The sequence below is a fragment of the Mesorhizobium qingshengii genome, from assembly GCF_900103325.1.
GTDB classification, from domain to species: domain Bacteria; phylum Pseudomonadota; class Alphaproteobacteria; order Rhizobiales; family Rhizobiaceae; genus Mesorhizobium; species Mesorhizobium qingshengii.
On the sequence record NZ_FMXM01000008.1, the window covers coordinates 1 to 12,937 of the forward strand.

Sequence of the window (12,937 nt, forward strand, 5' to 3'; positions counted from 1 at the left end):
CCCTTTTCGGTCTTCTTCACCGGCGCCGCCGCATTGATCTGCGTGCGCAGCGCCAAGAGCGCATCGAGCTCGCAGTCGAGCGTCAGGTAGAAATGCGGGATGGTGGTCTTGGCCTCGACCAGGCGGCGCGCGATGGTCTTGCGCATATTGTCATGCGGAACGAGCTCGTAGGAACCTTGCTCGAACAGTTTCAGCACCTGATCGTCCGACATCGCCCTTACCGGCGCGGCAGGCGCGGCGGCCGGAGCGCCAGTGGGCGCGGCCTTCGCACCAGGCTTGGCGCCGCCGGCTATCGCCGCGTCGACATCGGCCTTTACCACCCGGCCATGCGGGCCGGTGCCGGATATACTAGCGAGGGCAAGGCCGGCCTCACGGGCCAGACGGCGAGCCAAAGGTGTAGCGCGCGCAACAGATGGCGATTGGCCGATCTCCCCCCTCGTGGGGGAGATGCCCGGCAGGGCAGAGGGGGGCGTGACAGAGTACGACGTTGGCGGGGCAGCGCCCCCCTCTGTCGGCCTCGCCGACATCTCCCCCACGAGGGGGGAGATTGGCGCTTTGTCCTGCTTTGCCGCGGCAGCATCAGCCCCATAAGCCTCATCGTCGGCATAGATCCATGCAACCGGTGCTCCGACCGGAATATCGACGCCCTCCTTGCCGGTGACGTTACGCAGAACGCCGCTGGCCGGCGCGTCGATCTCCATCGCCGCCTTGTCGGTCTCGATCTCGAACAGCACATCGCCCTTCTTGACCCAGGCGCCTTCCTCGGCAAACCAGCGCGAGATCTGTCCGGTCGCCATGTCCATGTCGACCTTGGGAAGAATGACTTCGGTCGGCATCGCTCAGCGAACCCCTTTCACGAGCTCGCGCGCGGCGGCAATGATGTCGGGAACCTGCGGCACCGTCGCCTTCTCCAGTTCGGGATTGTAGGGGATCGGCGTTTCGGCGCCGCCCAGCCGCACGATCGGCGCGTCGAGGTAATCGAACGCTTCGCTCTCGGCGATCATGGCGCTGACCTCGGCGCCGATGCCCAGCGTCTTGACCGCCTCGTAGACACACATCAGTCGCGAGGTCTTCTTGACGCTGTCGATGACGGTCTGCTTGTCCATCGGCCGGATGGTCCTGAGATCGACGACTTCGATGTCGATGCCTTCGGCCTCGAGGGCCGCAGCGGCTTCGAGCGCCTTGTGCACCATGATCGAGGTGGCGACGATGGTGAGATCCCGGCCCTCGCGACGAATGTCGGCCTTGCCGATCGGCACCGTGTAGTAGCCTTCCGGCACCGGGCCCTTCATCTTGTAGAGCAGCTTGTGCTCGAAGATCATCACCGGATCAGGATCGGCGACCGCCGCCAAAAGCATGCCCTTGGCATCATGGGGCGTCGCCGGCTGGATGACCTTGAGCCCGGGCACATGGCCGAGCCAGGCCTCGAGGCTCTGGCTGTGCTGGGCCGCCGCCCCGGTACCGGAGCCGGCGGGAAAACGCATCACCACCGGAACCGAAACCTCGCCGCCCAGCATGAAGCGCATCTTCGCCGCCTGGTTGACGATCTGCTCCATGGCGAGCGTGGCGAAATCGGAAAACTGGAATTCGAAGATCGGCCGCATGCCGGTGACGGCAGCACCCACCGCGACGCCGGCGCCGCCCAGCTCCGAAATCGGCGTATCGATCACCCGCTCGGTGCCATAACGCTCGACCAGATCGCCGGTCACCTGGAAGGCGCCGCCATAGACGCCGATATCCTCGCCCATCAGGAAGACGCGTTCATCCATGTCCATGGCGATCGCCATGGCTTCCTGGATCGCCTGGGCGTAACTCAGTTCACGCACCATCGCGTCCATCAAGCCTGCTCCGTATAGACATAATCCTGAACGGTGCGGATATCCGGAGACGGGCTCGCCTTGGCGAACTCGATGCCGTCGGCGATCTCTTGCGCCACCGCGTCGCGAATGGCCTCGATGCCCTTGTCGTCGATGAAGCCGAATTCGCGCAGCTCGCTTTCGAACAGGGTGATCGGATCGCGGTTCGACATCCAGTCCTCGATCTCCTCCTTGGTGCGATAGCGATTGCGGTCGCTCTTGGAATGACCGCGATGGCGATAGGTCTTAGATTCGATCAGCGTCGGCCCCTCGCCCGCGCGGGCTCGGGCGACAGCCTGGTGCGATGCCTCGGCGACTTCGGAGAAGATGTTGCCGTTGACGATGACGCCCGGCATCGAATAGGCGGCGGCGCGGTCGGCAATGTTCTTGACGGCGGTCGAGCGGGCCGTCGATGTCGACATGCCGTAGCCGTTGTTCTCGCACACGAAGATCACCGGCAGCTTCCAGATCGCGGCCATGTTCAGCGCCTCGTGGAAGGCGCCTTCATTGTTGGCGCCGTCGCCGAAGAAGGAGACCACGACCTTGCCGGTCTTCATCATCTTGGAGGACAGCCCCGCGCCAACGGCGATCGGGATGCCGCCGGCAACGATGCCATTAGCGCCGAGATTGCCCTTGGCGACATCGGCAATGTGCATCGATCCGCCGCGCCCCTTGCAATAGCCGGTGGTCTTGCCGAAGAACTCGGCGAACATGCGCTTGACCTCGGCGCCCTTGGCGATGCAGTGGCCGTGGCCGCGATGCGTCGAGGTGATCTGGTCATCCTCGGCAAGCGGCATGCAGATGCCCATCGCGCTGGCTTCCTGTCCGATCGACAGGTGCATGGTGCCGTGGATGAGGCCGCGCGTGTAGCACTCCTCCGCGCCCTCTTCGAAGCGGCGGATGAGGTACATCTTGTGGAGCACCTGCTTGAGCTGCTCGGCGCTGTACTGGCGATAGACGAAGGGCAGGTTGGCACGACTGTCGGCGACGGCTTTGCTGGCTCCGGCCATGATCACGCTCCCACGGTACCGTAGACGAGTTTGTCCTGGCGGGCGCGCAGTTCGGCGATCTTGGAGCCCGCCGCCGGGGCGGCGTTCGCATAGGTGATGAGTTCGCCCTTCTTGATCGGCGCGGTCACCGAGCCGCCTTGCAGCAGGCCGCAGGGAATGGCTTTGGCGGCACGCGCCTCCGGCGCTGTCATGATCCAGGCGCGGTAGCAATATTCGCCGATCGCATCGAGCTTCTCGCCGGGCTTCATGTCCTTCTTGGCCACGGCGCAGACTTCGGCCACGGGCTTCGCCAGCGGCACCATGTCGGCCTTGCCGTAGAGCACGACGCGGGCGCAGGTCAGCGGCACTTCGAGCGAGGTCAGATGATAGGGACGGTGGAAGGTGAAGTACGGGCCCTTGCCCATCTTCAGATCTTCCATGCGCTCCGAGATACGCGGATGCGACATGTCGGCGACGACGAACACGCCGGGCGCCACACCCTTGCCGATCGAGTAGTCGACGACGCCGACCCTCGACAGCACGCCGCCATCCTTCTGCGGCACCAGGACCTTGGACAATTCGCCAAGCGTCGCCGCCGGGCCGTGCATGCCGGCCTTGTCGGGAACCAGCCCGGTAGCATTGGCGATCGCCGCCATCTCGACCATGGTCTTCGACCCGTCGACGAATTCGACTAGCATGCGCACGTTCATATGCCGCCGCTTCGCTTCCTCTTCATAGTCGGGCGGCGTGGCATCGACGTTGAGCGGATTGTTCTTGCCCTTGCCGGCGGCGACGATCGGATGGCCCATCGCCGAAACGAACTCGATCAGTTCCATGCAGGAGGACGGCTCGTCGCCCGCACCCAGCGAATAGGTGACGCCAAGCCGGTCGGCCTCGCTCTTCAGATAGGCGCCGATGGTGACGTCGGCCTCGACATTCATCATCACCAGATGCTTGCCATGCTCCATGGCGCGCAGGCCGATCTCGGCGCCGACGGCGGGGACGCCGGTGGCGTCGATCACCACATCGATGAGGTCGTTGCCGATGACCAGACTGGCATCGTTGGTTACCGCAATCTTGCCGGCCTCCATCGCCGCCGTCATCGCCGAAGCGTTCGACACCTCCCGCGCATGACCGATTTCCTGGAAGGCGATATCCACCGCCTTGCTGGCGGCGGGAAGGTTGAGCTCGGAGATGGCGCCGATCTCGATGCCGGACATATGGGCGACGCGGGTGACGATATCGGTCCCCATCTCGCCGGAGCCGATCAGGCCGATGCGGATGGGCTTGCCCGACTTGGCGCGATCATCGAGATCACGGGCAAGGCCCGTCAACGAAACATTGGAAGCCATACCGCTCATTCCTCCCACATTGCAGGCTGTTCAATTGCTTGACGGGTATTGAACATCTGTATTTCTGTCAAGACTAATGTCCAATTTGCATGCGTTTAGGGCACTTTCAAGCAGCCCGGTCCGGGGGCGAAAAAAGTGGCTGGGGGAGCCTGATCTCGCGCAGCCCATCGGTTCGCTGGGGAAGCACGCGGCCCTGACATGAAGGCGTTTGAACGCCGCCATTCCTGGCAGGGACAGCCGGAGCTTGTTCGCTGGACGGTCAGTGCGTAAAGGCGGCGCCGATTGGGAAATCGTGGAAATGCACGACCACGCCATCCGCGTCGATGAAGATCACGTCATAGGCGGGCGGCTCGTGACTCACAAAGCGTGGCCTTTCAGGCGCCGCCGGATCGCGTCTTACGCGCAATGGGCCGCCGTCAGGAGCGCTTCAGGGAAGCACGGGCGACATCGAGCCGGCGATTTCCAGCAAGGACGATACGAGCAACTGGCGTTCGTCTTTCGACAGCACATCCGAATCGAAGAGGTTCATGCTGCGCAACCCCTCGATGGCGACATAGCAGACCAGCAGCGACTTGAGGTCCGGCGTCTCTCCCTTCAGCCGCTCGAACAGCTGCCGCTTGAATGTCTTTATCGGTGTCATGAAATCGGGATCCTCGGCGATCGCCGAAAAGATCCACGATGCGGACGGTTGCGTTTCCTCGCAGTCATTGGCCGACAGCCTGATATAGACGGCGAGCGGGTTTTCGCCCCTGTCGTTGGTGCGGGCGGATTCGAGCGCCTGCTCGAACTCGCGCAGATACTCCTCGACCAACCCCTGCATCAATTTGGCCTTGGTCGGAAAATTGTAGAGGAGGCCGCCTTTCGATACGCCGGCGCGGCTGGCGACTGCCTCCAGCGACAGGCTGCCGGGCCCTGTTTCCCGGGCAACATCGGCCGCCGCGGCAAGAATTTTCTCGCGCGAATTCGATCTTCGGACTCTCATGGCGCCTCCCATCGCAAGCTTAGGCCCAATTGACAAGACCGTCCAGACGGTACAGTAAGGCCGCCGTTATTTGAAATCGGGATCCGCAGTCGATATGTGTCCCGATGTCCGCGCTTCGCGCCGGATTTCGACCGAGGGGACTTCCTTGTTTAAGCGCATACTCCGTATCTTTCTCATCGTTCTGGTCCTGGCCGTGCTCATCGTCGTGGTCGGCGGCATCGTCGGCTTCAACTTCCTGCGCGACAACGGCATCAAGCAGTATTTCGCCTCGATGAAACCGCCGGCGGCGACCGTGTCGACGACGATCGCCAAGCCGTCAAGCTGGACGCCGGGCGTCGAGGCGATCGGTACGGTCAAGGCGGTGCGCGGTGTCGACCTGACGGTTGAGACCACCGGCATCGTCAAGGACATCCTTTTCCATGCCAACCAGAAGGTGGCGGCCAACGCGATCCTGCTGCAGCTTGACGACGCCGTCGAGCGCGCCGATCTCGACGCACAGAAGGCGCAGGCCGCGCTCGATCAGACATCGCTGGCCCGCGCCATCGAACTGACCAAGCGTGGCGTCGGTTCCGACAGCACGCTGGACACCGCGCGCGCGGCGGCCTCGGCCTCGGCGTCTCAGGTCACAAAGCTGCAGGCGGTGCTCGACCAGAAGCTGTTGACGGCGCCTTTCGGCGGCACGGTGGGCATTCCGAAGATCGACATCGGCCAGTATCTGGCGCCCGGCACCGCCGTGGTGACACTGCAGGATCTCGACACGATGCGGGTCGATTTCTCGGTCCCCGAACAACAGCTGCCGCTGCTCAAGATCGGCCAGACGGTTCGATTGGGCCTCGGCGGTGGGGATATGCCGTTTGCCGGCGCCATTCGCGGCATCGACCCGAAAATCGACGCGACCAGCCGGCTGGTGAATGTCAGGGCGGAAGTCGCCAATCCTGACGGCAAGCTGACCCCTGGTCAGTTCGTGCAGGTGCGTGTCGAGCTGCCCGAAGAGCAGAACGTGCTGACGCTGCCGCAGACGGCACTGACCACGAGCCTCTATGGCGACTACATATTCGTGGTGCAGCCGGCAAAGCCAGCCGACGCGCCGCCTGCGCAGGCAGCCAAGCCGGAAGAAAAGCCTGCCGCGCCGGCCGCCGACAAATCGGCGGACACCAAGCCAGCAGATACAAAGCCGGCCGACGCCATGAAACCGGCGGCCGATGCCGCGAAGCCTGCCGCCGACGCGGCCAAGCCCGCCGACAAGGCGGCAGCCGAAGCGGCCAAGCCGGCGGCGGAAGGTGAGAAGCCTGCCCTGGTGCTTTCGCAGGTATTCGTCAAGCCGGGGCGCCGCAATGAAGGCATGGTCGAGATCATCGAGGGACTGAAGGCTGGCGACGAGGTCGTCACCGCCGGGCAGAACCGTCTCTTCAATGGCATGTCCGTCGCCGTCGACAACACCATCGACCCGACCAAATCGGCGAACAAGCAGGCCGACCAGCAATGAGCTTTTCCGATCTCTTCATTCGCCGGCCTGTCCTGTCGACGGTCCTTGCCTGCATGATCCTGCTCCTGGGTTTCCAGGGCATCTTCAACCTGTCGATCCGGCAGTATCCGAAGGTTGACGAAACGGCGATCACCATCACGACGGCCTATCCGGGCGCCAGCGCCGACCTGATCCAGGGCTTCATTTCCGCCCCGATCGCGCGCGCCGTCGCCTCGACCGAGAACATCGACTACGTCACCTCGTCTAGCCGACCCTCCTCCAGCACCGTGACGGTGCAGATGAAACTCGGCTCCAACCCGGACGTCGCGCTCACCGAAGTGCTGTCCAAGGTCCAGGGCGTACGCGGCACCTTGCCGGACGCCTCCAAGGACCCGGTCATCGTCAAGGGCACCGGCCAGCAGTTCGCGATGATGTACATCTCGATGCAGAATCCGAACATGACGAAGGAGCAGCTAACCGAGTATATCGAACGCGTCATCAGGCCACGCATGTCGACGGTCGAAGGCGTCGCCGACGTGCAGATCTTCGGCGCGCAGGAATACTCGATGCGTCTCTGGATCGATCCGGTCAAGCTTGCCGCGCGGGGCGTGACGGCATCGGACGTGCTGACGGCGATCAACAATTCCAACTTCCTCTCCGCGCCCGGCAACACCCAGAACGAGTATGTCGTCTCCTCGATCACCGTCCGCTCGACGCTGCAGACGCCGGAGGCGTTCGCCGAGCTGCCGCTGCGCTCGACCGACGGCAATGTGGTGCGCCTTCGCGACGTGGCTCGCGTCGAACTCGCCGCAGCGAACACCGACACCAGGGTCAGCTTCAACGGCAAGCCCGGTACCTTCCTCGCCATCTTCCCGACCCCGGCAGCAAATCCGCTGACCACGGCGGCAGCGCTCACCAAGCTCGTGCCGCAGATTCAGGAGACGCTGCCGAAAGGCATGACGATCGAGGTCGTCTACGATGCGACCGGGCAGATCAGCGCCTCGATCGAAGAAGTGTTCAAGACCATCGCCGAAGCGGTTGCCATCGTCGTCGTCGTCATCCTGCTCTTCCTTGGCTCTTTCCGATCGGTGATGATGCCGATCATCACCATCCCGCTGTCGCTGATCGGCGTCTGCTTCCTTTTGTTTGCGGTCGGTTATTCGATCAACCTTCTGTCCCTGCTGGCCATGGTGCTGGCGATCGGCCTTGTCGTCGACGACGCCATCGTGGTTGTGGAGAACATCCATCGCCATATGGAGGAAGACCACATGTCGCCTATGCAGGCGGCATTCAGCGGCATGCGCGAAATCGCGTCGGCCATCGTCGCCATGACGATGACGCTGGCTGCGGTGTTCGCGCCGCTGGCCTTCACCGGCGGCCTGACCGGCGCGCTGTTCCGCGAATTCGCGGTCACACTCGCCGGCTCGGTGGTGCTATCGGGCGTCATCGCCATCACCATTACCCCGATGATGTCGGCACGCCTCCTGAAGGCCGGCACGCCCGGCCGCTTCCAGCGCATTGTCGACGGCACCTTCGCACGGGTCGAGCATGTCTATGAGCGGGCCGTCACCGGCTCGCTGAACTATCGTCCGTTGACCCTGATCATCGTGCTTGCGCTTGTCGGCGTCACTGGCTTCATGTTCACCAAGACCTCGACCGAACTGGCGCCGGAAGAAGACCAGGGCTTTCTGCTCTCGATCGTGACAGCGCCGCGCTATGCGACGTCCGATTACACCGAGACATACGTCAACCAGATTCTCGGTTTGGTGAAGGATATTCCTGAGACGCGGGCGCAATTCTCGGCCGTCGCCTTCGGGGGTCAGACAAACAGCGCTTTCGTTGGCTTTGCCTTCAAGGACTGGGCGGAGCGCAAGCGCAATTCGAAGGAACTGCAGGCCGACATAACGGCTCGTATCGCCAAGGTGGCGGGTGTCCAGGCCTTCGTCTTTGCGCCGCCGACGCTGCCGGGCTCCGGTGGCGGCCTGCCCATTGCGATGGTGGTGCGTTCGACCGGCGATGCCTCCGAAGTCTACGAGGCGGCCGAGCAGATCAAGAACAAGGCGCAGGCCTCCGGCCGCTTCATCGTCGTGCAGAATTCGATGGCCTATGACGCGCCGCAGGTGACGGTAACCATCGACCGTGACCGCGCCGCGGCGCTGAACCTGCCGATAGCCGATATCGGGCGGACGCTGACGTTGCTGGTCGGCGGCGCCGAAGTGGCGCAGTTCGACCGCGACTCCAACAGCTACGACATCATCCCGCAGGTGCCACAGGAGTTCCGCGACAATCCCGAAAAGCTGGGCCAATACTTCGTGCGCAGCGTGACGGGCGAGATGGTGCCGCTGTCGGCGGTGGTGAAGATTTCGACCAATGCGTCGCCGGCCGCGATCGAGCAGTTCAACCAGCTGAATTCGGCGACGATTTCCGCGCTTCCGCTGCCCGGTGTCACCACCGGCGATGGATTGAAAGCCCTCGAGGACATCGCCAGGGAGAGCCTGCCCGACACCTTCTTCATCGACTACTCCGGCCAGTCCCGGCAGGAGAAAGAACAGGGCAACACCATCCTGATCGCCTTTGCCGCCGCCGTTCTCGTCATCTACCTGGTGCTGGCGGCGCAGTTCGAAAGCTTCCGCGACCCGCTGATCATCATGATGGCGGTGCCACTGTCCATCTTCGGCGCGATCGTGCCGCTCAATCTGGGTCTGGGCACGCTCAACATCTATACGCAGGTCGGCCTGATCACGCTTATCGGCCTGATCACCAAGCACGGCATCCTGCTGGTCGAGTTCGCCAACCAGCAGCGTGAAATCCATGGCATGCGGCGGCGCGACGCCATCATCGCCTCGGCCAAGGTGCGCCTGCGGCCGATCCTGATGACGACGGCCGCGATGGCGCTTGGCGTGGTGCCGCTGATCGTTTCCAGTGGCGCGGGTGCCGCAGCCCGCTATTCGATGGGCCTGGTCATCTTCACCGGCATCCTGGTCGGCACCATATTCACGCTCTTCGTCGTGCCCATGTTCTACACTTTCATCGCCAGCAAGGACCTGCCTCATCTGGCCGAGAAGCCGGATCCCAAGCTGATGCCGGCACTGCCGAACTAGGACCAATCTCAGGAAAAGTGTGTAGCGGTTTTTCCGCCCGGAATTGCGCAAAGGACAGACGATAAAAAAAAGAGGCCGGAAAATTCCGGCTTCTTTTTTTGGCTGGGCTCGATACCGCCGGTTTGGACACTTTCCGGTGGGAGCCATGAGAAGCGCACGGCGGTAGGCCGGCCTTCGCAGCCTGCTACTTGACGATGACGATGCTGGTGTTGGTCGGCCCGAACGTTTCGACAAGTTGATAGAAATCGGCGGCGTTGTCGGGATGCAGCCGCACGCAGCCATGCGAAGCCGGCTGGCCGAGACGCTTGATCGCGTAGGTGGCATGCACCGCATAGCCGCCGCTGAAGAAGACCGAGTGCGGCATCGGCGCGTTGTCGTACTTCTTCGAATACCACATCTCGTGCATGCGCGTCGGCTTGAACGAGCCGGTCGGCGTCACATGCGCCTTGTCGCCAGTGGAAACCTTCCACGCGAAGGTCGGCCTGCCATCGACCAAGACCTCCATGATCTGCTGTGAAAGCGATACGCGCGCCACGATCTTGTTGGCGGCGTGGGCAGCGCCTGAGCCGGCGCCGAACAGGAGTGCAGCACCCGTCAGGGCGGCGGCGGTGATGTGGATGAGCTTGGCGGAAATGGCGGTGTGCATGATGATGTCCCCTCTCTGCCGGGCTTGGCCGGCTCCAATTCGATGGCCGCTTATCCCTGCGTCATGTTTCGGGCAGATTTCGCAAAATGCTCGTTTATGTTTCGAATATGTTTCCCCTAGTTAACAAACGGAACCGTTCGCGGCGTCGAAAAGAGAGGATCGGTACCATCCGATGACGAAAACTGGGCCAGGAACATAGTGACCGGCCCTTAAACGAAAGTGCGAATTTCCTGCATACGAAAGAACCGCCGTCAGTTTCGAAACCAAACTGCAACAAAGCGCGGCTTCAGGCGGCATGATGCGGAAACAGCGCTCCGTCAGAGTTGACGTAACGAAAGCAGACGGCAATGACCATGGGAACGAAATCGAACACGCGGTCCTGGTTTCTCAGGATCAGCATCGCGGCAGCAGCCATTGGCGGCGTCGGCACGATCGCCGGCAGTCCGGCTGGCAAGCTCGCGGCGATGACCTCGAGCGAAGTTTCAACCCTGCACGCCACCCTGTTTTTCGCCACGGTCTGGATTGTTTCCAGCCTGCGCATCACCCGGCTCAAGGCCCTCTGGCGGGTCGGCCTTCGGCTGATGAGAATGCGCGGCCCCTCCGGCTACTTGCTGCCGAGAGGACCGAGTGCCCGCGCCGCGATGGGGGGCTCCACCGGCGGCGCGGGCACTTCGGAGGTTTCCTGAAGCGACCTGCAACACATTCATTTTTTGGGGAATTGCTATGAAATCGAAATTCGCAGCTTCGGTGCTTTCCGCACTGCTTTACGCGCAGGGCCTGCTCGGCTTTGCCGGCCTCGCCACCGTGCTCCTCAGGGACCGCGCCCATGCAAGCGAACTCACCATGGGCAACGCCATGCCCATGGGGCCATCGCTTCTCGTGGTGCGCTAAGCTTCGGGGGCATCGGGCCAGGTGGAGAATCCGATGCTCAGCCAAGGAAATAGCGCGAGCGCCCGTCCGTCAGTCGTCGAATTGTCGCGGCGGATCAAACCGGTAACCGGCGCCGCGTATGGTGATGATGGTCTCGGTATCGAGCTTGCGGCGCAGCCGCACGATGCGCGAATCGATCGAGCGGTCGAAGGCGTCGGCGTTTTCGGCTGGCGCCGCGGCGATGATGTCGTCACGCGTCAGCACCTTGCGCGGACTGGCCAGGAAAAGCCTGAGCAGCGCCACCTGACCCGGCGAAAGCTGCTCTTCCGTGCCGGACCGATGCATGACCATGGCCGACCTCAGATCGACGGTCGCATTTTCCAGCACAATCAACTCCTGGGCGGGCCTGCCACGCCGCGCCAGCAGGCCGCCGACACGAGCGGCGAGCTCCCTGACATTGAGCGGGCTTTCGACGACATCGGCCGCACCGAGCTCAAGTGCCAGCACCTTGTCGACAAGATCGGCCGGCCGGCAGATCAGGATGAAATCCGGCCCGTCCTCGCCGCCATGGCGCCGCAGCAGATCACGCCCTTCCGCCTGGCTGAGGCTGTCGCCAACGACGACGACTTCGATGCCCTTCCCCGAGAGCAGCGATTCGGCCTCCCACGGCTGCCGCGCCTGACGCACATCGTGGCCACGCCGCTCGAGATGGTCGGCGAGTTCAGTCGCGACCACTTCGGCTACGGAAACGAGCGCGATGACGGATCGTGCGGCCATGTTTTCCAACCGTTTCCTGGCAACCAGATATGAGTGCTGGACATCATGTTTATACCCAATCTACTTTCCACTGAAAGTGGGAGCGAGAGCATCGTGCGGGCAAGAATTGTCATCGTCGAGGACGAGCCCGACCTGAGGGACGCGGTCGCCGAATATCTCGGCGCCGCCGGCTTTGACACGGTCACCGCTGAAAGCGCTGCCGCGGCGCGAATCCTGCTCGAAACGCAGTCGTTCCATCTCGCCATTCTCGACATCGCCATGCCGGGCGAGGATGGCCTCTCGCTCGGCCGCTGGCTGCGCTCGCGGCTGCCGATCGGCATCATCTACGCGACCGCCGCCGGCACCGCGCTCGACCGCATCGTCGGGCTGGAACTCGGCGCCGACGACTACATCGTCAAGCCATACGAATTGCGCGAGGTGCTGGCGAGAGTCCGCAGTGTGCTGCGCCGCGTCCCGCAGCCGACTGAGTTGCAGGACAAGAAGGCCAGGACGGACCGCCGTTCCGTTGCTTTCGGTCCCTTCCAGGCCGATCTCGACGGCAGGCTGGTCACCGGCGCCAACGGGGCGGTGATCGATATGGCCAAGAGCGAATTCGACGTGCTGGAGGTTTTCCTGACCCGCGCCAATCGGCTGCTGACACGTGCTGCGATCTCCGAGGCGATCGGCTTCACCGAGGATCCTGAATCATCGCGCGCGGTCGACATTCGCATCATGCGCCTGAGGAAGAAGATCGAGACCGACCCGGCCAACCCGAAATTCCTGCGCACCGTGCGCGGCGAAGGCTATATCTTCTCGTTGCCGGCCGGCGACGGCAACTGAGCCGCGCAACAACGGCCTGGTGAGAGGGTTTGGCGTTCAGGCGACCTTGGCGGTCCCTGCGCCGGGAATTTACAAATCCA

General features: G+C 63.2%; 13 protein-coding genes. 5 read left to right on the top strand and 8 right to left on the bottom strand.

What is annotated here, in order from left to right:
- The 6 genes from BLS48_RS14215 to BLS48_RS14235 form a co-directional block, all read right to left on the bottom strand.
- On the bottom strand, nucleotides 1-836 hold an 836-nt coding region (locus BLS48_RS14215), incomplete at its 3' end, for an E3 binding domain-containing protein (RefSeq protein WP_208604618.1).
- Nucleotides 837-839: 3 nt separating this feature from the next.
- Nucleotides 840-1,838, bottom strand: coding sequence for an alpha-ketoacid dehydrogenase subunit beta (locus BLS48_RS14220; protein ID WP_091578534.1), 999 nt, complete (start codon nucleotides 1,836-1,838; stop codon nucleotides 840-842).
- Nucleotides 1,838-2,866 carry a thiamine pyrophosphate-dependent dehydrogenase E1 component subunit alpha gene (locus BLS48_RS14225; RefSeq protein ID WP_091578536.1) on the bottom strand — a complete coding sequence of 343 codons (1,029 nt, stop codon included), beginning with the start codon at nucleotides 2,864-2,866 and terminating at the stop codon, nucleotides 1,838-1,840. Before BLS48_RS14225 ends, BLS48_RS14220 begins: the two co-directional genes overlap by 1 nt.
- Before the next feature lie 2 nt (nucleotides 2,867-2,868).
- On the bottom strand, nucleotides 2,869-4,197 hold the full coding sequence (locus tag BLS48_RS14230) for an NAD(P)H-dependent oxidoreductase (RefSeq protein ID WP_091578537.1): 1,329 nt from the start codon (nucleotides 4,195-4,197) through the stop codon (nucleotides 2,869-2,871).
- Nucleotides 4,198-4,456: 259 nt separating this feature from the next.
- The gene (locus tag BLS48_RS36185; protein ID WP_244529599.1) at nucleotides 4,457-4,558 is read right to left on the bottom strand and encodes a DUF192 domain-containing protein; all 102 of its coding nucleotides are present in this window, start codon (nucleotides 4,556-4,558) and stop codon (nucleotides 4,457-4,459) included.
- Nucleotides 4,559-4,624: 66 nt separating this feature from the next.
- Entirely contained in the window at nucleotides 4,625-5,179 is a 555-nt protein-coding gene (locus BLS48_RS14235; RefSeq protein WP_091578913.1) for a TetR/AcrR family transcriptional regulator, read from the bottom strand.
- A gap of 145 nt (nucleotides 5,180-5,324) precedes the next feature.
- Between BLS48_RS14235 and BLS48_RS14240 the strand changes: the two genes are divergently transcribed.
- Both BLS48_RS14240 and BLS48_RS14245 read left to right on the top strand, forming a co-directional pair.
- On the top strand, nucleotides 5,325-6,665 hold the full coding sequence (locus BLS48_RS14240) for an efflux RND transporter periplasmic adaptor subunit (RefSeq protein ID WP_091578915.1): 1,341 nt from the start codon (nucleotides 5,325-5,327) through the stop codon (nucleotides 6,663-6,665).
- A complete protein-coding gene (locus tag BLS48_RS14245; RefSeq protein ID WP_091578539.1) occupies nucleotides 6,662-9,745 on the top strand; it encodes an efflux RND transporter permease subunit in 3,084 nt (1,027 codons plus the stop codon). The genes BLS48_RS14240 and BLS48_RS14245 overlap by 4 nt, the downstream gene beginning before the upstream one ends.
- A gap of 184 nt (nucleotides 9,746-9,929) precedes the next feature.
- Here BLS48_RS14245 and BLS48_RS14250 read toward each other — a convergent pair whose 3' ends face one another.
- The gene (locus BLS48_RS14250) at nucleotides 9,930-10,391 is read right to left on the bottom strand and encodes a L,D-transpeptidase (protein ID WP_091578540.1); all 462 of its coding nucleotides are present in this window, start codon (nucleotides 10,389-10,391) and stop codon (nucleotides 9,930-9,932) included.
- A gap of 347 nt (nucleotides 10,392-10,738) precedes the next feature.
- Between BLS48_RS14250 and BLS48_RS14255 the strand changes: the two genes are divergently transcribed.
- Both BLS48_RS14255 and BLS48_RS14260 read left to right on the top strand, forming a co-directional pair.
- Complete coding sequence (locus tag BLS48_RS14255; RefSeq protein ID WP_244529606.1) at nucleotides 10,739-11,077, top strand: hypothetical protein; 339 nt, start codon at nucleotides 10,739-10,741, stop codon at nucleotides 11,075-11,077.
- A 37-nt stretch (nucleotides 11,078-11,114) separates the two neighbouring features.
- Nucleotides 11,115-11,282, top strand: coding sequence for a hypothetical protein (locus BLS48_RS14260; protein WP_091578543.1), 168 nt, complete (start codon nucleotides 11,115-11,117; stop codon nucleotides 11,280-11,282).
- Nucleotides 11,283-11,351: 69 nt separating this feature from the next.
- On the opposite strand, the gene BLS48_RS14265 is transcribed toward BLS48_RS14260, so the two are convergent.
- Nucleotides 11,352-12,038 (bottom strand): response regulator transcription factor, encoded by a 687-nt coding sequence (locus BLS48_RS14265; protein WP_091578545.1) that lies wholly within the window; start codon nucleotides 12,036-12,038, stop codon nucleotides 11,352-11,354.
- 45 nt (nucleotides 12,039-12,083) lie between these two features.
- Here BLS48_RS14265 and BLS48_RS14270 point away from each other — a divergent pair, with 45 nt between their 5' ends.
- Complete coding sequence (locus BLS48_RS14270) at nucleotides 12,084-12,857, top strand: response regulator (RefSeq protein ID WP_208604619.1); 774 nt, start codon at nucleotides 12,084-12,086, stop codon at nucleotides 12,855-12,857.
- Nucleotides 12,858-12,937 lie beyond the last annotated feature (80 nt).